General features: G+C 36.6%; 25 protein-coding genes. 9 read left to right on the forward strand and 16 right to left on the reverse strand.

Annotated features, from left to right (window positions below; genetic code table 11):
• Positions 1-21: 21 nt before the first annotated feature.
• The 3 genes from ACFYKX_RS17355 to ACFYKX_RS17365 all read left to right on the forward strand — a co-directional run bounded on the left by ACFYKX_RS17355 (position 22) and on the right by ACFYKX_RS17365 (position 2,847).
• On the forward strand, positions 22-1,530 hold the full coding sequence (locus ACFYKX_RS17355; RefSeq protein ID WP_389362335.1) for a leucyl aminopeptidase: 1,509 nt from the start codon (positions 22-24) through the stop codon (positions 1,528-1,530).
• Positions 1,531-1,793: 263 nt separating this feature from the next.
• A complete protein-coding gene (locus tag ACFYKX_RS17360) occupies positions 1,794-2,228 on the forward strand; it encodes a DMT family transporter (protein ID WP_389362336.1) in 435 nt (144 codons plus the stop codon).
• A gap of 25 nt (positions 2,229-2,253) precedes the next feature.
• Entirely contained in the window at positions 2,254-2,847 is a 594-nt protein-coding gene (locus tag ACFYKX_RS17365; protein ID WP_389362337.1) for a sulfite oxidase-like oxidoreductase, read from the forward strand.
• A gap of 46 nt (positions 2,848-2,893) precedes the next feature.
• On the opposite strand, the gene ACFYKX_RS17370 is transcribed toward ACFYKX_RS17365, so the two are convergent.
• Positions 2,894-3,343, reverse strand: a complete 450-nt coding sequence (locus ACFYKX_RS17370) for a YndM family protein (protein WP_389362338.1) — start codon at positions 3,341-3,343, stop codon at positions 2,894-2,896.
• A 154-nt stretch (positions 3,344-3,497) separates the two neighbouring features.
• Between ACFYKX_RS17370 and ACFYKX_RS17375 the strand changes: the two genes are divergently transcribed.
• Both ACFYKX_RS17375 and ACFYKX_RS17380 read left to right on the forward strand, forming a co-directional pair.
• Complete coding sequence (locus ACFYKX_RS17375; RefSeq protein ID WP_389362339.1) at positions 3,498-4,268, forward strand: hypothetical protein; 771 nt, start codon at positions 3,498-3,500, stop codon at positions 4,266-4,268.
• 140 nt (positions 4,269-4,408) lie between these two features.
• Complete coding sequence (locus ACFYKX_RS17380; protein ID WP_389362340.1) at positions 4,409-4,600, forward strand: hypothetical protein; 192 nt, start codon at positions 4,409-4,411, stop codon at positions 4,598-4,600.
• A gap of 13 nt (positions 4,601-4,613) precedes the next feature.
• Here ACFYKX_RS17380 and ACFYKX_RS17385 read toward each other — a convergent pair whose 3' ends face one another.
• Positions 4,614-5,237, reverse strand: coding sequence for a DedA family protein (locus ACFYKX_RS17385; RefSeq protein WP_389362341.1), 624 nt, complete (start codon positions 5,235-5,237; stop codon positions 4,614-4,616).
• A gap of 299 nt (positions 5,238-5,536) precedes the next feature.
• Between ACFYKX_RS17385 and ACFYKX_RS17390 the strand changes: the two genes are divergently transcribed.
• On the forward strand, positions 5,537-5,749 hold the full coding sequence (locus tag ACFYKX_RS17390) for a hypothetical protein (protein WP_389362342.1): 213 nt from the start codon (positions 5,537-5,539) through the stop codon (positions 5,747-5,749).
• A gap of 107 nt (positions 5,750-5,856) precedes the next feature.
• Here the strand turns inward: ACFYKX_RS17390 and ACFYKX_RS17395 are convergent, their stop codons facing one another.
• Together ACFYKX_RS17395 and ACFYKX_RS17400 are read right to left on the reverse strand one after the other, a co-directional pair.
• The gene (locus ACFYKX_RS17395) at positions 5,857-6,288 is read right to left on the reverse strand and encodes a hypothetical protein (protein WP_389362343.1); all 432 of its coding nucleotides are present in this window, start codon (positions 6,286-6,288) and stop codon (positions 5,857-5,859) included.
• A 61-nt stretch (positions 6,289-6,349) separates the two neighbouring features.
• A complete protein-coding gene (locus tag ACFYKX_RS17400; RefSeq protein WP_389362344.1) occupies positions 6,350-6,940 on the reverse strand; it encodes a hypothetical protein in 591 nt (196 codons plus the stop codon).
• A gap of 245 nt (positions 6,941-7,185) precedes the next feature.
• On the opposite strand from ACFYKX_RS17400, the gene ACFYKX_RS17405 reads away from it, so the two are divergent.
• Entirely contained in the window at positions 7,186-7,800 is a 615-nt protein-coding gene (locus ACFYKX_RS17405; protein WP_389362345.1) for a DedA family protein, read from the forward strand.
• 78 nt (positions 7,801-7,878) lie between these two features.
• On the opposite strand, the gene ACFYKX_RS17410 is transcribed toward ACFYKX_RS17405, so the two are convergent.
• Entirely contained in the window at positions 7,879-8,052 is a 174-nt protein-coding gene (locus tag ACFYKX_RS17410; RefSeq protein WP_389362346.1) for an asparagine synthase, read from the reverse strand.
• A 96-nt stretch (positions 8,053-8,148) separates the two neighbouring features.
• Between ACFYKX_RS17410 and ACFYKX_RS17415 the strand changes: the two genes are divergently transcribed.
• On the forward strand, positions 8,149-8,538 hold the full coding sequence (locus tag ACFYKX_RS17415) for a PaaI family thioesterase (protein WP_389362347.1): 390 nt from the start codon (positions 8,149-8,151) through the stop codon (positions 8,536-8,538).
• 90 nt (positions 8,539-8,628) lie between these two features.
• On the opposite strand, the gene mnhG is transcribed toward ACFYKX_RS17415, so the two are convergent.
• Genes mnhG through ACFYKX_RS17450 form a run of 7 tightly spaced genes read right to left on the reverse strand, consistent with a single transcriptional unit; the run spans position 8,629 to position 14,374 of the window.
• Positions 8,629-8,985 carry a monovalent cation/H(+) antiporter subunit G gene (gene mnhG, locus ACFYKX_RS17420; protein WP_389362348.1) on the reverse strand — a complete coding sequence of 119 codons (357 nt, stop codon included), beginning with the start codon at positions 8,983-8,985 and terminating at the stop codon, positions 8,629-8,631.
• Positions 8,969-9,253: a Na(+)/H(+) antiporter subunit F1 gene (locus ACFYKX_RS17425; RefSeq protein WP_389362349.1), complete on the reverse strand. Its 285-nt coding sequence runs from the start codon at positions 9,251-9,253 to the stop codon at positions 8,969-8,971. Before ACFYKX_RS17425 ends, mnhG begins: the two co-directional genes overlap by 17 nt.
• The gene (locus tag ACFYKX_RS17430) at positions 9,253-9,729 is read right to left on the reverse strand and encodes a Na+/H+ antiporter subunit E (RefSeq protein WP_389362350.1); all 477 of its coding nucleotides are present in this window, start codon (positions 9,727-9,729) and stop codon (positions 9,253-9,255) included. The genes ACFYKX_RS17425 and ACFYKX_RS17430 overlap by 1 nt, the downstream gene beginning before the upstream one ends.
• Before the next feature lie 5 nt (positions 9,730-9,734).
• Positions 9,735-11,216, reverse strand: coding sequence for a Na+/H+ antiporter subunit D (locus ACFYKX_RS17435; protein WP_389362351.1), 1,482 nt, complete (start codon positions 11,214-11,216; stop codon positions 9,735-9,737).
• Positions 11,209-11,550, reverse strand: a complete 342-nt coding sequence (locus ACFYKX_RS17440) for a Na(+)/H(+) antiporter subunit C (protein WP_389362352.1) — start codon at positions 11,548-11,550, stop codon at positions 11,209-11,211. Before ACFYKX_RS17440 ends, ACFYKX_RS17435 begins: the two co-directional genes overlap by 8 nt.
• Complete coding sequence (locus tag ACFYKX_RS17445; protein WP_389362353.1) at positions 11,550-11,972, reverse strand: Na(+)/H(+) antiporter subunit B; 423 nt, start codon at positions 11,970-11,972, stop codon at positions 11,550-11,552. Before ACFYKX_RS17445 ends, ACFYKX_RS17440 begins: the two co-directional genes overlap by 1 nt.
• Complete coding sequence (locus tag ACFYKX_RS17450) at positions 11,969-14,374, reverse strand: Na+/H+ antiporter subunit A (RefSeq protein ID WP_389362354.1); 2,406 nt, start codon at positions 14,372-14,374, stop codon at positions 11,969-11,971. The genes ACFYKX_RS17445 and ACFYKX_RS17450 overlap by 4 nt, the downstream gene beginning before the upstream one ends.
• A gap of 437 nt (positions 14,375-14,811) precedes the next feature.
• Here ACFYKX_RS17450 and ACFYKX_RS17455 point away from each other — a divergent pair, with 437 nt between their 5' ends.
• Entirely contained in the window at positions 14,812-15,030 is a 219-nt protein-coding gene (locus tag ACFYKX_RS17455; protein ID WP_389362355.1) for a hypothetical protein, read from the forward strand.
• Positions 15,031-15,102: 72 nt separating this feature from the next.
• On the opposite strand, the gene ACFYKX_RS17460 is transcribed toward ACFYKX_RS17455, so the two are convergent.
• The 4 genes from ACFYKX_RS17460 to ACFYKX_RS17475 are packed head-to-tail and all read right to left on the reverse strand — an operon-like array spanning position 15,103 to position 18,971.
• Positions 15,103-15,693 carry a hypothetical protein gene (locus tag ACFYKX_RS17460; RefSeq protein WP_389362356.1) on the reverse strand — a complete coding sequence of 197 codons (591 nt, stop codon included), beginning with the start codon at positions 15,691-15,693 and terminating at the stop codon, positions 15,103-15,105.
• 6 nt (positions 15,694-15,699) lie between these two features.
• The gene (locus ACFYKX_RS17465; RefSeq protein ID WP_389362357.1) at positions 15,700-16,782 is read right to left on the reverse strand and encodes a hypothetical protein; all 1,083 of its coding nucleotides are present in this window, start codon (positions 16,780-16,782) and stop codon (positions 15,700-15,702) included.
• On the reverse strand, positions 16,775-18,271 hold the full coding sequence (locus tag ACFYKX_RS17470) for a HAMP domain-containing sensor histidine kinase (RefSeq protein ID WP_389362358.1): 1,497 nt from the start codon (positions 18,269-18,271) through the stop codon (positions 16,775-16,777). The genes ACFYKX_RS17465 and ACFYKX_RS17470 overlap by 8 nt, the downstream gene beginning before the upstream one ends.
• On the reverse strand, positions 18,261-18,971 hold the full coding sequence (locus ACFYKX_RS17475) for a response regulator transcription factor (RefSeq protein ID WP_389362359.1): 711 nt from the start codon (positions 18,969-18,971) through the stop codon (positions 18,261-18,263). Before ACFYKX_RS17475 ends, ACFYKX_RS17470 begins: the two co-directional genes overlap by 11 nt.
• Between the last annotated feature and the right edge of the window lie 186 nt (positions 18,972-19,157).

Consider the following 19,157-nt stretch of genomic DNA (forward strand, 5'->3'; position numbering starts at 1 on the left):
ATATTAATTGGGGGTGAAGGAATGTTTAATGTAAAAAGAGAGTTTAATGCTTCTACAGAGCACGAATGTTTAGTGATTGGTCTATTTAACAAACCTACTAAATTTGAAGGAGTCCATGGAGAGCTTGATGAGCTTTTCGAAGGGCAGTTAACCGAATTAGTAAAGAGCGGTGACATTTCAGGAAAAAAGAAAGCTATTTCTAAAATACATACGTTTAATAAAATTGGTGCAAAAAGACTTGTTTTTGTTGGTTTAGGTAAAGAAAAAGAAGCTTCATTTGAAACGGTTCGTGAAGCGTTTGGAAAAGCGTTTAAATCTATTAAAGACGCGAAACTAACAGAGGTAGCCGTTCTAGTAGATACGTTTACTTCTGAACAAGTAGAAGTATCAGATGCAGCACATGCATTAAGTGAAGCTCTTTCATTATCTACATATGAGTTTGAAGGGTATAAGCAAAAGTCAAATGAACCTAAAAAGGAAATCGAGAGTGTTCTTGTATATAGCACTCTTGCTGAAGAGGAAGAGGTTAGTGCTTCTTTAACAGTAGGTTATGTGTATGGTAAAGCAACAAACTCTGCGCGTACACTTGTAAACTTACCTGGAAACATGCTTACTGCTACTGACATGGCAAACTATGCGAAAGAGCTAGGCGGAAAATACAGCTTTGAAGTAGAAATTTTAGAGAAAGAGGATATGGAGAAGCTTGGGATGGGTGCTCTTTTAGCAGTTAACCAAGGGTCTTCTGAGCCTCCTAAAATGATTGTCTTAAAGTATCAAGGAAAAGAAGAGTGGAACGATGTAATTGGTCTTGTAGGGAAAGGGATTACCTTTGACACAGGAGGGTATTCAATCAAGCCTAAGGATGGAATCGTTGGCATGAAATCTGATATGGGTGGAGCAGCTGCTGTATTAGGTGCAATGGAGATTATCGGTGAATTAAAGCCTGAGCAGAACGTAGTGGCTGTCATTCCTTCAACAGATAATATGGTTAGCGGAACAGCATTCAAACCAGACGATGTCATTACAGCAATGAGTGGGAAAACGATCGAAGTTCTAAATACGGATGCAGAAGGACGTCTAGCATTAGCGGATGCTGTAACCTATGCAAAGCACCACGGTGCGAACTACCTTGTGGATGTTGCAACATTAACAGGGGGAGTCATTATCGCTCTTGGTAATGATACAACAGGTGCATTAACTAATAACGAGGCACTGTTTGAGCAAGTGTTAGAAGCTTCCTACGAAGCTGGTGAACCAATCTGGCGCTTACCTTTATTTGAAAAAGATAAAGAGAGAGTGCGTAGTAGTAAAATTGCCGATTTAAACAACTCTCCTGGTAGAGAAGGTCATGCCATTATGGGCGGCGCTTTCGTCGGAGAGTTTGCAGAAGATACTCCTTGGGTTCATCTTGATATCGCAGGTACAGCAACGACAAACAAAGTATCTGATTTAGGACCAGCTGGTGCAACAGGTGCAATGACGCGTACCCTTGCATTACTCGTTGAGAGATTTGAAGTTAACAGTAAGTAATAGCAGGTTGAAGCTCTAGGGAATACACCTAGAGCTTTTTTTCTAGGTGAAAAATGGGGAAGTGTAGTTTTTGTTAAGATATGTTAGGTAGATCATCATGCGTTTGATGGCTGAGTGAGAGTTGAGGATCGATTTTTTAGTTTATTACCAACTTTTGAGAGGATATTACCAACTTTCACGAAGATATTACTAACATCAAAAAAATGACTTGTTGAAAAAATAGAGTATTAACGACGAGAAATACTAGAAAGGGGGCATTCACAGTGAAATTATTATTTCCGATCCTTGCGGTAATTGGTGGATTAGCGGTTGGTTTGCAGGCAACCATAAATGGTGGATTAGGAAAAAAAGTAGGAACCATTGAGACATCTTTTATATCTTTTACAATTGGAACACTTGCTTTGTTATTCATGGTGATTTTCTTTGGAAAAGGGAATATTATGGCTGTGGGTGATGTTCCTAAATGGCAACTTACTGGTGGATTGTTAGGAGCATTATATGTTTTTATTATGGTCTTAGTTGTCCCAAAGTTAGGGGTTGCATCGAGCTTAATGGCAGTAATTGCGGGACAATTGATCATGGGAGCAATTCTAGATCATTTCGGATTACTAGGTGGTAGACAAATACCCTTTGATAGTAAAAGAATGATAGCTATTGGCTTATTCTTTGTTGCGATATATTTATTTTATCGAAAATAGTCCAGTGGAGGAGAGGTGATTCAACATGTATTTTGGAAAAACAAATAAGACTAAGGATGAACGAATCCCTCCTGATCAAAATGTTACGACTGGCTTTCCTGTACTCCATCATGGAAACGTCCCGTATTATAAAGATCTTATGACATGGACTTTAAAGATATTTGGGGCTGTGGATCATACCAAGATTCTTACATATGAAGACCTGATGAATTTGCCTCAGTATGAATATAAAAATGATATACATTGTGTAACAGGTTGGTCGAAGCTTGATAATGTGTGGAGGGGAGTCTCAACGCAAGAGATTATTCGCCTAGTAACCATAAACTCTAAAGCAAAATATGTCATCCTTCATGCAGAGGAGGGCTGGACGACTAATTTACCAATTGAGGATTTTTTAAAAGAAACTAGTCTACTTGCACATTCTCATAACGGACAGTTGTTAACTCCGGAGCATGGTTATCCATTAAGAGCTGTTTTTCCTCATCTCTATTTTTGGAAAAGTGCCAAATGGCTAAGGGGGATTGAGTTTTCTCTAGAGAATCAACCAGGTTTTTGGGAGAAGAACGGATACCATATGTACGGCGACCCTTGGAAATCCCAAAGATATAGTTTTGATTAATCAAAAAAAACAAAGATATACCCAATCGATGAGATTGGGTATATTTCTATTCTTCATCTTCCTTACTTCTTACATCAGGTCTAACAGGAGTCAGTTCCTCTGAAGCCTCGGTTTGAAATTGTAATGAACGTGGAGATTGTCTCTCATCTCTCACGTTGAGAATCTGATTTGATAGGTAGCCATGAAAGAAATATTCAAAGGCTGCAACCCCAATAGCTGATAGGAAAGTTGCAAAAAACAGATTATCGGTAACCGCTAAATTAGCACCAAATATCCAAATGATCGTAAAGGCTAGTCCGAAATCAGAAATCGTGGCGACTGTGTTATTAGTTTTTGGATAAAGGATCATATCACCGACAATATAAGCGATGACCCCTAAAACTAGAGAGATCAGAAAAATATTTCCAAAAGTCATACCTGAAAACAGTCCAAGGATTATATATAGCAGAACAAACGTAGCAACAAATTTTATTGCAAATGCTCTGAAGTGCTTCACTAAAAATACCTCCTTTTGCTTTATTTTGTTTGTATGTGAGATTATTATTCATTGTTAAAATGTGTGGAAGAAGTACCCATTTTTTAGAAATGAAGTAACGAATAAAAGAAGAAACCGTCTACTTTATTGAGGAACAAATAAAGGGGTGAGGAATTTGAAAAAAGTATTCCAAATTTTTGTTATTGTGTTTATGGTTCTAACCGGATGTACGATTAGTGAAGAAACGACTGACCCTAAGACCAACCCTGATACCGAACAGCCAGAAAAAGGTAACCAAAACGAAGACTCTAGTAGCGATAACAATAACCAGCCAGACAATCAGGGGAATGAAGACCAACAGTCTAATGACATAGAAGATGAGGGCATTGATGACCAACAATCTGATCATAATGAGGACCAACATACTGAAAACATCCAGCAATATTTCCCTAAAGAGAAGCAGAAGAAATTTTTTAAAGGGATTGGAAATGAATTCGCAGAGGAATCAGAATGGTTTTATGAGCAAGAGGGGAACTACTTACCTTCTGTTTTAGAAAATGGGGGGACTAGAATACTGAAGGTATATAAACTCACAAGCGAGGGTTTGTATCTTGTTTATGAAGAGCCAGAGTTTTATAGAGATGAAATCCCTTCAATGGAAACTTTACAGTCTGCTTTTAAGGAAAAACCTTTGTTGCTTTCTTCATTAAAGGAAGGAAGTTTTATTGGAAGTTGGAAGGTAATAAAAACAAATGAAGAACTAACCGTACCACTTGGGGAAATGGACCATGTTATGGTCTTAGAACACTCAAATGGTGACGGAAGTATTTCTCGTCAGTACTGGGCTCCAACATTTGGACTAGTAAAAAAAGAGTTTTATATGGAACATGAGGATGGGAATGAAACAATGGTTACATCAGAGTTAGAAAGAGTGGAAGGGCATTAAGAATTAAAAATAGCAGGATCATGCGCCAAGGAGTCCTACTTTTTGGCGCTTTTTTTCGGTGAATAGTCAAAAAACAATCTTACATATTTGTAAAGTTATAACAAATAATAACAATTGAAATACACTCACAGGAGGAAGTTATGGAAAAAAACGCAAGAGGCTATGTTCAAGAATCTTATACAGCCTTAAATGAAGCAAAAGCTTGTTTACAAAATGCTCTAGACAGCGTTGAAAAGGGATCCAATCGTGAAAGAATTGAGAAGTCGCTCCAAGCGGTTAATCAAGCATTGAATGAATGTGGTCAAACAGCAAATGTACTTGAGCAAGTATAATGAAAAGGCAGTATCACAAGGATGTGGTACTGTCTTTTTGTTTTCTTTTTCTTGGATCATTGTACGCCCTTTTCCGCTTAATTAAAGAGTATAGAAACAAGCTGACGAAAATGGTAGTCATCAAGATGAGTTGGTAGCGATTAATCAAAACGATTAATTCATTCGTAGTAATTGGCACTAGCTGACCTAACAGTAAATAAAGAAAGGTAGTGGGAGCAATACCTAGAAACGTCAATAAACTATAGCGAAAAATATGAACATTGCTAATTCCGGCAGCAAATGGAACCATATTTCCAAGTGGGAGAGGACTTGAAATGACGATACTCCATACACCGTGCCTTGCAAACAAATCTTTAACTTTAATAAGTTTTTCTTTGTGCTCAGCTTTTAGACGTAAAGACATTTTCTCGTCTAAGTAGTAACCGATATAATAAGGGATCCAGCTTCCGATTGTATATAGTAAAGCCCCAAACACTGATATTGATAAAATTCTAATTAGCGATAAATCAATTAAAAAGCCGTATGAAATAACAATGAATGTTCCGATAAGTGGTAAGGCAGTTCCTTCTATAAAGAAAGAAAGATACAGTCCGAACTCTCCGTAGTTATCAATAAGGTTAAATATCCATTCAATCATAAGCGACCTCCAAAGGTTAGTACATAACATCATAATCTAAATTCCTTAAATTTCCTGGAGAGGTCTTCTTAAAACTTTCCTAGTTTTTCTTAACTATTTCTTATTTACTTTTGTGATTAGTATACAAGATATGTTGAGTAAATCTTGAAAGATCAAGAATACGTCAATAATAGTAGGGGGTCAGAAGCATAGTTATTCGGATGCAGAACCAAACAAAAAGGACAGGAGCCCACTCCAAATAGGTATTTGCTGCATATAAGGTATTGTAGGGCAGTGTTATAAAGAAGGAGGTTACCTAAATGCATTATTATAGAACGCCACATCCTGGCAATCAACGCTTTTTCTTTGGTGGGCCATTTATAGGAGGACTATTAGGCGGTGTAGCAGGTGGGCTATTAGGAGCTGCAGCTTTTTACCCAAGACCTAGACCATTCCCTGTATATGGACCATATGGATATGGAGGGTTTGGTCCTGGACCATTTGGCCCCGGCTATGGCCCATTTTTCTACTAAGCTATATCCGCGTATTTATAGAGAATAAAAGTATTTGTAGCTTTAAAAGGATTCTTTTATTGAGATTTAAGTAGAAAAGCTCTCTATACGAAGAGAGCTTTTCTTTATTACATCCACCTTAAGGTTAGGGAAAGATGACAACAATCGATGTCTTCAGCTTTAGACTTAAAATATAGCTTCAACCCCTCTGGTGTGTAGGATACCTCAGGCATAGTAGTAATCCCTGCACCTTTAATCATGTCATTTACTTGTTGCATTTTTGATTCTTGGGCTGCTCCCATTAGGTTCATGGCATATTCTTTTGAACTAGCCATTCTATCTAGTAAAAGGCTTGCATCTTTCATTAAGACCTGCATATGGTGTGCAGATTGCATAAAAAGGTCCGGGTTCACTTGAGGGAATGGTCGGTAATATGGCTGTGGGTAGAATCTGTAGTGAGGCATTTGAGCATTGTAGGGATTATAAGTATAGTTAGGGGGCATATGTTGAGCTTGCGGATAATAGTTCATATTAGGATGGTTAGGATAATAAGGATACACTCTTTTATCTCCTTTCTAAATTGATTTTTATCCTTTCTCAATATATGCCTTATAAGCACTTCTAATGTTTATAACTTTCGTCCTTCCAACTTTTGGAGCCGAGCCAAATGATAACCGTCAATAGCAAAAGAATGAGAACAGCTACTGCATAAGGGAGGTGGTTGTGGGCTAAATCCAACCAAGCCCCTTTTACTTTCAGTAATAGTGGTTGATTAACATACTCTATTCTTTCACCATTTGCTGTAATCATTTCTACTCCAGAAATCCCTAGTAGCGGAGTAAACGTTCCATCTTCAAATTGAAGCCAAAGCTTCAATTTGTCTCCTTTTACTACTTGTATGCTTCCTCCACCAGAATAATCTACCCAAGTAGGTAAATAGTGATAGGCAACCTTAATAACATCGCCATTTATATAGGAATGCTCCTTCTGACGAATGATCTCATGAATCTTAATGGTCATAATCCGAGTTTGTGTATCATGATCTTCCTTTTTATGTACTTTGACTAACTCATCCTCCAATACTTCACCGACAATATGTAGGGGAGTTTCTTCTTTTAACTCTTTAAGTTCCGTGGGATCAGGAGCTGCCATAATTAAATTGGGCAAAGCAAAAAACAATATAGACGTAATGATAAAATGGTATAATTTCATGTATAGCACTCCTTCAGTTAAAGGTTGATGTACAAGGTTGCTATCGTCTCCTAGGCATAAAGAATCTGGAATAACATAATATTATTAGATCGATACTGAACCTTTTCTAATTATGACGGGAAGTAATGAACAAAGGTTACAATTGTTAAATGCTTACAATTAATAAAGGTAATTGTTCGTACATAGAGAATATAATATAGAATCACACATAAATAAGTTGGGGATTACAAAAGGGGAAGGTCTTAATGGAGCTCGATTTTATATTAGAAATTATTGAAAATAACGGCTACCTGGGCCTTTTCTTGTGGCTTTGGTTTGGTGTTTTTGGAGTTCCTATTCCGAATGAAGTAATTGCCATGACGGTTGGGATAGCTGCATCGATGGAGGTTTTAAACCCTTTTGTTACTTTTGCTGTTACTTACTTTGGTATCCTAGCGGCCCTAACCACTTTATATACGATTGGAAGGTTTTTAGGTAGGCCTCTTTTACCATTTTTGCAAAAAAGAAAGCGATTTGCTAAAACCATTGAGAAATCCTTTGAATTTATGGATAAATATCATTCCTATTCACTTTCTTTTAGTTATTTCATCCCTGGGGTTCGAAACTTCATTCCTTTCCTTTACGGGTTTAGTAAACTACCTTATAGAACATTTGCCCTTTTTGCTTATTCTGGAGCTTTTGTATGGCTTACGATTACTTTTAGCTTAGGCTACTGGTTTGGTGATCACCAAGAACAAATCTGGCAGTATGAAAAAGAACTGTTAATTGGACTAGGAATTCTAGTCTCCCTATATATTGGATTTGCGCTAATAAGAAAGAAGCAAAAAGAAAAAAACAAAATTAAAGTAGCTTCAAAATAAAATAAGGGTAGATCAACTCTACCCTTACTTTTATCGCTCAGTTACTAACATAGCAAACACTGTGTTAATTTTTGCTGTTTATCGATGCTCAAATAAATCAATTGCCCCTAATACAATGTGGGCTAAGCCGAATCCAAAAATGGTGTTTGAAATCATGCTATCCACTTTTCGATTTTGCTTCAAAGCATACCCGGTTGCTGTTACAGCAGTACCCAGTACTGTCGGTATAAGACCTTCGCGTATTCCATTCATAATCGACGGTCACCCCACTTATTAGGATTGTCCTTAGGACAGTAATAGTATTTCCTAATAAGGTTAATTTATATTACAGACTTAATTAAGGAGGACATGCTATTGGATATTTCTAAGACTCTTCTTCATTCGTTAGGTATTGAGATCACAAAGCTTGAAAAAGGACTAGTAGTTGCTACCATGCCAGTAGATGATCGAACTCGACAGCCTTTTGGCCTGTTACATGGAGGTGCATCTGTTGCACTGGCTGAAACTGTTGCATCAGTAGGGGCCTTTGAGTTAATTGATCAGGAAACAGAAGCTGCAGTAGGGTTAGAAATCAATGCAAATCATGTAAAAGGTAAGAGGGACGGGGTAGTCACAGCTACTGGAACGGTCCTACATCAAGGAAAAACAACAATGGTATGGGATGTGAAAATTGCCGACGAGGATGGTAACTTAGTTTGTATTTCTAGATGTACTATGGCTGTAATCAAGAGAAGATAGATGCTCTTATAGTTTTTATTACCATATACTTAAATCAGAAACGACCACTCGAATTAGACGAGTGGTCGTTTTCTCATATAAGCAATTTCTCTAAACGGAAGATTTTTCTTTTTTCACTTTTGCCAAGTCATCTCGCACACTTTTGTCCCATAGTTTAACGCCAGAATGATAAGCTGCTCGACTGATTAAATGACCTGCAACTGGTGAAGTCATAAAAATAAATACTATCCCTAATATTAGACGAGAATTAAAGTGGCCCTCTTCTAAATAAAAGTATAAAAACGTTCCAAGTAGAACGGACATAACACCTAACGTTGCAGACTTGGAAGCCGCATGGTTCCTAGTATATACATCAGGTAATCTAATAAGACCAAAGGCGGTGACGAGGCTCAAAAAAGCACCAATTCCAATAAAAGCACCAATAAATATTCTAACGATCTCGGTCACGTTCGATGATAACCCCTTTCTCTAGGTATTTTGAGAAGGCGACTGTCCCTATAAAGGCAAGAATCCCAATCAATAAAATAATCTCAAGAAAGGCATGTGTCTTTAGAACAATGGATACAAGGGCTACGAGAGCTACCAGATTAATTCCGATTGCATCAAGAGCAACAACGCGGTCAGGTGTGGTCGGCCCTTTAATCACTCGATAGATTAGTCCGAGCATGGAAAGAGAGATGCAGATTAAAGAGATATGGATCACTAAATCTAACATTACCTGCTCACCTCCATGATCGCTTTTTCAAAAGTAGTTTTGATACTATCAATTGCTTCCTGGGCATCCTCTAAGTCCATGGCATGAATATATAAAGTTTTATTATCATGTGAAACATCTACAACAAGTGTCCCAGGAGTTAATGTAATTAAGTTTGCTAAGACAGTTATTTCCCATTCTTCTTTTAAGTCGGTTTGTAGCGCAAATATTCCAGGTCGGATGTCCAGCTTCGGCTTTAAAATTACTTTTAAAACAGCGATATTGGATAACAATAATTCTTTAATAAAAATAAGAATCAAATTAAGTACCGCAATGACCCTCAAAAGATAAAAGCGTGAATGGAAAAAACGTCTAAAAGTAAAGATGATCAGCAAACCAAAAAAGTAACCGACCAAAAAGGACACTGGGTCGTATGATACCTTTAAGAACATCCACACAAATGCTAATAATACATTTAGTAAAATTTGAAAAGCCATATCCATCACTCCTTTAAGACTGCATCTACATAAATACTTGGATTAGACAATGTTTCAGCAGCTTGTGAAATATACGGATATATTGCTTCTGACCCAAGTCCGTATAATGCTGATAAAATCACTAATAGAACAGGGGATATGAGCAACCATTTTACAGGAGCTTTCTCTTCGTTTTCATAAGGTCGATGAATTCCCCAGAATCCATTTATGAATATTTTCATTACGGAGAATAGGACAAGTAAACTGGACATTAAAACTAAACCAGCTCCCCAGTAACTTTCACCAATAAATCCACCTTGTACAATTAACAACTTACCAATAAATCCGCTTAGTGGAGGGATCCCAGCTAATGCTAAAGCAGCTATAAAGAAAGTCCAGCCAACGCTAGGGTATTTCTTTATAAGTCCACTGATTTTTTTTAGGTCACTAGTACCCGTAATAGCTATCATAATTCCAACTAGTAGAAATAAGGCGGCTTTTATGATCATGTCGTGGATAATATAAAAGACAGAACCAGTTAGTGCCTCAGGTGTCATTACAGACACTCCATATAAGATAACCCCAACTGCTACAATGATATTATAAATAATGATTTTCTTAACATCCCAATAAGCGATTGCCCCGATAACACCAACAATAATGGTGATGAAGGCTAGGATACCTAGTAGTTGATGCGTATATCCTGTATCGTGATAAAAGAATAGCGTATAGGTTCTCATGATCGAGTAAACCCCGACTTTTGTTAACAACGCTCCAAATAATGCTAGAACTGGAGTAGGTGGTGCATAATAGGATCCTGGCAACCAGAAATACAACGGGAAAATAGCACCTTTTAGGCCAAATACAATTAGAAATAACACAGCTATTACCGTTAGTATGCCAGGCTGACCAACTTCACTGATACGCTGTGAAACATGAGCCATACTTAACGTCCCAACTACTGAATATAGATAAGCGACTGCAATTACAAAAAGTGAAGATGAAATAACATTAACAAGAATGTACTTAATGGACTCACGTAACTGACCTCTCGTCCCACCTAGTACAAGTAGTACATAAGAAGACATTAACATAACTTCGAAAAACACGAATAGATTGAAGATGTCTCCTGTTGTGAAAGCCCCATTTATCCCTACGATTAAGAAGTTAAAAACTGAATAGTAGTAGAACTTCTCACGGCCTTCACCAATAGAACGGAATGAGTAAAGCAAGCATGCAAATGCGACAATACTAGTAGTTAATACGAGTAGTGCTGAAAGCATATCTGAGACTAGCGTGATCCCAAAGGGTGCTTCCCAACTACCAAGGTCAAGACTTTGAATTCCTTCTGTTCGAACTGTTTGAACTAGTAAAATTGAGACAATAATGGTTGCTACAGATGAAAGGGCGGAGAACCATCTTTGTAACAAAATATTATCTTTCATAAATATAAGGATAATCCCTGTTAGTAAAGGAATTAGTAGTGGTAACATTAATAGATTAATCATTGCCTTCTGTTCCTCTCAAGCGATCCATATTGTCTGTGCCAAGTTCTTGATAGGCTCTATATGCAAGAACTAAGAAGAAAGACGTAACCCCAAAGCTAATAACGATTGCCGTTAAGATTAAGGCTTGTGGTAAAGGATCTACATATGATGTTGCTTTCTCCCCTAGTAAAGGAGCAGCTCCTCTTTTTAATCCGCCCATGGTTAATAATAGAAGATGTGTACCGTGACTTAGCAGCCCAGTCCCTATAATAATTCGCAGCAAGCTTTTTGAAAGCATCAAATAGGTTGCTGTCATAAATATAATTCCTACAACAAATGCCATTAATATCTCCATTATTCACTCTCCCCTATTGTTTGAATAATGGTCATCGTAACACCGATAACAACTAAATATACTCCAATATCAAACAAAACTGCCGTGTGTAAAGAAGTCTCTCCTAATAATGGTAGCTGAACGTACTTGTAAGCGTGGGTGAGAAATGGTGCATTAAAGATTAAAGCACCAACACCTGTTCCGACTGAAAACAATAACCCAACAGCTGTTACAGTCTTAAAATCTACTGGCAAGGCACGTGCTACAGTCTTCATGTCAAATGCAAGTAACAAGAGAACAATTGCAGCCGAAGTCATTAGCCCTCCAATAAATCCTCCACCGGGATAGTAATGACCGGCAAAGAAAAGATGGATGGAGAAAAGGATAATGATAAAAAGAACGACTTTTGTAACAGTTTGTAAAATGATGTCGTTTGTTCTCATTCCTCTTTCCTCCTTGTTAATCTTAATTTTATCATTGCGAAAATTCCGAGAGCAGCAATAGCCAACACGCAAATCTCGAACAATGTATCAAAACCACGGAAGTCAACCAGTATAACGTTTACCATGTTTTTACCCGCGGCTTTATCATAGGTATTCTCAATATAATATTGAGCAATAGACTCGCGCAATTTATTGCTGTGTGCGGATAATGCTATAGCCGTTACAATCCCTCCGACCCCAACAGAGATAAGAGCGTTTACCAACTTAAAGTGTAGTCGTGACTCCTCTTTTTTGAGCTTTGGTAGGTGGTAGAAACAAAGTAGAAATAGTGCAACAGAAACCGTCTCAATTACTAGTTGAGTTAAGGCTAAATCAGGTGCTCTAAATACAACAAAGAATAAGGCAACCGTGTATCCGACTGCGCCTAATAAAATAATCGAAGTTAATCGAGATTTTGCAAACAGAATGGTTACAGAAGCAACTACAATTAATAGTGCTAGTAAAACTTCGTAAAACCCAATTGTTGACACATTACTTGTGTCCAGTTTAAATGCATCTTTTGAAATAAGTGTTGTACCTAAAATAACAATAAAGAATGAAAAAATGTATACAAGATATGTTCGTATAAACCCATTCATGTAGGCTTTTGTTACCTTCATTGATCCTCTTTGAGCAAATTCTAACCCGTTATCATAGAAACGGTTTAGAGCAAGCTTTTCAGGGAAAAGTCCATACACAGAACGCCATTTAGGAAGTGTTGTGTATAACAGAGCCCCAATCGCAATAACCCCTAAGGTCATAAACAATTCAATAGAAAAGCCATGCCAGAACGTAATATGGACGATGAATTCATCAGCAGACCCTAGTAAGCTAGGTAAAATAGCTGCCATAGCAGGTGAAATCAGGCTATGAGACAAAAGGTCCGGGAAAAAACCGAAAATGATAACTAGTGAAGCTAAGATGATGGGTGAAATTAACATCCCAACCGGCGCTTCATGCGGTTTTTTCTCAAGTTTTTCTGGCTGATATTTACCTGTAAATGTCTTAAAGACTAGAACCATGCTGTAGATAAAGGTAAAAATACTTGCAACCCAAGCTAAAATAGGGAAAAGAATCCCCCAAGTGTCCAAATTAAAAATATCCATCTCGAGAATTCGGATCATTCCAGTAAAGAACATTTCTTTACTCAAGAATCCATTAAACGGTGGCAACCCTGCCATTGAAAATGCACCAATGATGGCAAGGGTAAAGGTAATAGGCATGAAATTCATTAATCCGCCTAATTTCCGTATATCCCTAGTTCCTGTTTCGTGGTCAACAATTCCCACTACCATGAACAAGCTCCCTTTGAATGTAGCATGGTTAATTAAATGGAACACAGCGGCAGTGGTCGCTACCGTGTAAAAGCTATCATCCATGGTCGTGAAATGTAATGCAGCAGCACCGACACCCAAAAGGGACATAATTAGTCCAAGTTGACTGACAGTTGAGAACGCAAGAATGCTCTTCAAATCAGTTTGTTTTACAGCAGAAAAGGAGCCCCAGAATAAAGTTACAATACCAAACCCAGCTACAAGCCATAGCCACACAGGTGATTCAGCAAAAACAGGACTTAATCTTGCCACTAAATAAATCCCAGCCTTAACCATCGTTGCAGAGTGCAGATATGCACTTACAGGTGTCGGAGCTTCCATCGCATCAGGCAACCAAATATGAAATGGAAATTGAGCTGATTTTGTGAATGCTCCTAATAATACACAAAGTAAAGCAGGAATAAAGAAAGGATGGTTTAAAATTTCGCTTGATTGTGGAATCATCTCACTAATATTGAATGTTCCCGTCATGAGATATAAAAGAATAATCCCACCCAACATTGCTAAACCACCGAATACGGTGATAATCATTGATTTTTGTGCACCATAACGTGATTTCTCACGGTGATACCAATATCCAATCAGTAGGAAAGAAGAGAAGCTTGTTAACTCCCAGAAAGCATACATAACGATTAGGTTATCTGAAAGTACAACACCCAACATTGCCCCCATAAACAACAGGAGGTAGATATAGAACGTATTTAATTTCTCTTTATCCTTATTTAAATAATAAATAGAGTAAAGGACTACTAACGCCCCAATACCGGTAATAAGTAGTGCGAACAATAAACCAAGTCCATCAATTCTTGCAGTGAAATTGATCCCCAGTGAAGGAATCCAGTTGATGGTTTCAGTTATCGTCCGTTGACTGGTTGTGATGGATATAAAGGAAATAAAATAACTGAATAAAAGGATGGGAAGAGGTAAAATAAACCATCCTGTATGTATTTGACGAAAATTCTTATAAAAGATAGGAATAAAAATGGCAAGTAGTAATGGTGAAATAATTGCCAAATGAAGTAATGACAAAACAAAAAACCCCCTTTGTATGTAACTATTTAGCTATACAATCTTTTCAAATAAATATTTAAGGAGTAAGCATAAGGCTGTTATAGTGTACTTTAGTTCTATTGGGTAACCCCTTCTATGGTTTTGGGATAATATGTAATACCCAGAAAGTCTATCTATTTAAACTCGGATAAAGATAGATAAGCTCTCTTACAATATTTCCAATTTCCTTATGTAAAATCCTTTATTTTCTACTGTAAACTTTCCGCTCAAGCCACCCTCGAACAAATTATAACCCAAAATAATTATCGTTGCATGCCTCAACCCTATGCAAGTCAATGGAATTCTCTTAACTATTAAATAAGAAGAAACACGTGAAAAATTAATGAAAAATTATTTTTTTTGTATAAAGAAGAACTTAGTTAAGCAAACTACATATAGGTGGAGGTGAATGTGGAATGAAATTTAAAGTGTTAGCATCCATATCCATATTTCTCCTTTTGTTTTCAGTAGCATGGCTACTAGAACAAAAAGAAAAGCGGGAGTTTTTCATTCCTGGTGAGGCAGAAGAAGAAGTAGTCGAAATTGTGCCCGCAAATTTTCAACAGGAAAAAAACATGAAAAGACGCCATAAAATATTCGATTCGAGGGAATACGTTAGAATTGAAGCGTCTTAGTTTTGTCGTGGATAAACCCAGCGTTGATGATTCGTCACAATTACAGCTACGAAAAAAGAGGATGATGTAATATCATCCTCTTATACTTGGGTTGTTATGGTAAATAGTATTTGAACTGTTACCTTTATTATGGAAAATCATAATGAAAATAGGAATTACAACTAGCAATGACAAAGCAATCATAAATATAGTTAAAGATAAAGGAGTAATATTTTTATCTAGGTCATCTAGATAAAGTTGAAAAAACTCTTTTACTTCATCATTAACGAAAACATTCCCCGAATTTAAAATTTCATCATTCGTTATATCATAATAAATGACTTCCTTCTTTTTAAAGATAAACAAAGTGTCTCTTTTTATTTCATAATCTACTAATACCGTGACAAGATGGGATGTGTACTCTTCAATTACTTCGTCGTTTTCTGGAGTTTTAGGATCATCAGGTTTGACGATTTTGTAGATATCTGCGACTTCCATCTCTAGTGAATCAAGTGTGACTGCTGAGTTTGGATTGTAATAGTTAATGGTGTTACGTAAATGTTCCTCTACTGCTGGTGCAAATTTACTCCGAGATTCAGAACTCATTTTTTCAGCACTTGCCATTCCAGGTAAAAAAGCAAAAATGGTTAACGCACTAATGAAAATCATAAACTTCTTCATCATATATTCCTACTTTCCATTATATTTACTTAGTCTATTAATCACCTGTTGTAATTCAATTTTCGTCACATACGGACTAAAATAAACCAATTCATAGTAAAAATCGTTATATGTCCAAGATAACTGCATGCCTTCATTTAAAATCGGGTGAATGGAGACGGGCCTACTATCTAAAAACATTAAATCTTCTTTAAAGGTTCGTGGATTAAATAAAGATGCGTTTTTATTATTTCTCTGAATGATCTTAAGTTGGATAGTCTTACTATCTTCATCCATATAAAACAGCTCATACCCAGAAAAAGGAGATACAATTTTGTTAACACTGTATGGTTTGAACCCCTCGTCCGGTGGTAAATAAAAGATTTTTTCCGAAATATCTGCTAACGATATAACCTTCTTTTGATAGCTAGGTATAGACTGATAGACAAGCTTTTCAGGAATTGATATCTGGAAAATTAAATTATCCATTTTTCGAAAAGTATCGAATTTTTTTACGGTCATTTCAACTGTTGTGTTGCCCTCTGTTATGATTCTTTTCATAATCATCCAGTTTTCTTGGTTAATCCATAAATATTGTAAGTCATTCTCATTTTCTTGATTTTTTGGCGTTGCAACTAGTTTATAGCATGGTTGGTTTGATATGGAGTCCTCACCAACTAGGCGAATTTTATGGGTTCTTCTTATTGATTCCATCGTCTGGATGGAGTGTTCTTTGTTGGTTAAAGACTTATCAACCATAAGATGATTAATGTTGTTTACGGATACTCTGGAATTCCCTTTTCTATAAAGGGTCATTAATTCTTTTTCAATCACGGTATGAAAGGTGCCAAGCTCAGAATCAATTAAATCTAGTCTTAACCGATCAGTTGTAAGATCCTCCCACAAATCCGATTGTTGAATACTTTGTAACTTCCCTTTGTAATAAGTTCTTATTTGGGTTTGTTGATAGTACTTTGTGTATGTTGGTTTCTCACTATTTTCTAACATTGTTTCAAGTACTGAATTAGGTAAGGTGTTTACGGGTCCACAGCCACTCAGAAGAATGGATAGAACAAGAATTATGGGCAGAAGATAACTCTTTGTTTTACTCATGAAAATTTATCTCCTCTTTGCTATTGGCAGAAGGTAAAAAGCATATAAAAGTAGTCCCCTTGCCTGCTGTAGATGTTGCTACAATATTCCCATCTAATTTTTCAATAATCATTTTAGCGATGGAAAGGCCTAAGCCGCTTCCTCTGTTGCCCTGATTAGTTACCTTTGATCTAGAAGGATCTCTTTGATATAAAGGTTCAAATAGTTTATCTTGCTCATCCGTTGGAATTGCTTCGCCTTCGTTTTGAACAACGATCCATGCACCTTCTAACTTTCTATTAAAATTCAAGATTTGTTCCTTAGCTTCGTTAAACAAGAATTCTGGAAGAGTAGAGTTTGTTGAAAAAACAGTAGACCAAATCATTTTATCCCTATCGGTATGATGCAAGGCATTCATCATTAAATTGTCGAACAGCCTAAGCATTTGCTTTGTGTTTACGAAATAGTTGCCCCGTACATTGACATCTTGCACGAAATGGATCCCATAAGAATCTGCTAGTTGATCATAATCAGATAGCACCATTTCAAAAAATTCTTGCCCTTCAACTTCAACTGTATCTATTTCGTACTGACTTGATTGAAGTATGTTATACATGGTTAGGTCATCAATTAACTGATGAATATAGTCCGCTTTTCCAACTATTGTATTTAATCGATTTTCCAAAGCTTCTTCTAAACCTTTTTCCTCTAACAATCCTTCTGCATTGACTCGAATAGCTGTTAAAGGTGTTTTAAGGTCGTGAGAAATAGAAGCAATCATGTATTGCTTTTGCTGATGTGCGTGGATTAAATCTTGTTCTTTTTGATTTATTTCCTTCTGCATCTGTTCAAAATGAATAATTAACTCACCAATCTCATCTTTCTTTTTAGGAAGCTGGTTTACTTTTTCACCTTTTGCAAATTGATTCATTTCCCATATTAATTGTTTAAGTGGTCTAAAAAGCTTTCTTTGTAGCAGATATAGAACGACTGCATAGATAAGGATAAACGTTACAATGTAAAGGACCATTGCCCATGTTTTTCGATCTTCAACCCCTGATAACCAATCCAAACGGAGAAAGGAGATTTCATAAAAACCGATTAATTCCTCATTCTGGAATACAGGGTGTTTGTATTCAAAGGTTTCGTAGGTAGATCTTAGCTCGTATAAGTCTTGATAGATGGACTCCTCATTTTCTTTAAATCCCATTTTTGAATTGGACCCTGTAGAAAAAACAATAAGTCCATCTTCATTGTATAAAGTGAAAAATACCTTATTCTGAGTATAGTCTTTTAATCGGTTATATTCGTCTTGGTCTCCGGTTGTATAAAGTGCTGGGTTTGAAAGTAACTCTTCATAAAGATCAAGCTTTGATTGAACATCTAGGTAATCCAATACTTCCTGCTTTTGATCGTAAGATTGCACGAGTTGAAATAAGATATATAGAAATAAAACAGGTAGAATCATAACGATTAAGTAAGAGCTTATTAACCAATACTTAATCTTCATCGGCTTGAACTCCTACAAAGCGATATCCCACTCCCCAAACGGTTTGAACAAAAGATGGATTCTTCATAGAATCATTGAGTTTTGTACGAAGGCTTTTCACATGAACGGTAATCGTATTGTTTCCTTCCACATCATATTGGTCCCAAATATGTTCATATAGCTCTTTTTTTGAAAAAGTTTTATGAGGATTTTTGGCTATTAAAAGAAGTATAGAAAACTCTTTAGCCGTTAATGCCACTTCTTGATCATGAAGGTAAGCGATTCGCTTCTCAGGATAAATTGATAAACCATCTTTGTAGACAAGGACACTCTCGTCTTGATCATCCCCTCTATATCGATCAAACCTTCTAAGGTGTGACTCAATCCGTGCTTCTAATTCTCTTAAACTAAAAGGCTTTGTTAAGTAGTCATCGGCACCTAGTTTTAACCCTCGAACCTTATCATCCTCCTCGTGTCTAGCACTTAGAATGAGTAGAGGGATTTGGCTCTTCCAACGTATATTTTGACATAGTGTGAAGCCATCCATTTCCGGGAGCATTAAATCAATAATCGCTAATTGATAATCACCACTGCAAAAATCATCCCATCCTTCTTTTCCGGTTGAAGACCAGGTCACTTCATAATTCTTTTTCATAAGATAGTCACGGATGTTTTTTGCAATTTCACGATCATCTTCAACTAATAGGATAGAATGTTTCATGCTAACCTCTCCTCAAGTAACAGTTTATTATGTAATAATTACCTTTTATGGAATTTAATAAAAACTTTATAATTTAATATCTACTAATAGCTGTTATATGTTGTTAAAGTTTTCCTGTTTTAAAGGTATCATAAATAGAAAAAAGTGGGGAGAGAACCATTGATTTAACTTGTATTAAATGCATAA

This window comes from Cytobacillus spartinae (assembly GCF_042865285.1).
Lineage (GTDB): Bacteria > Bacillota > Bacilli > Bacillales > Cytobacillaceae > Robertmurraya_A > Robertmurraya_A spartinae.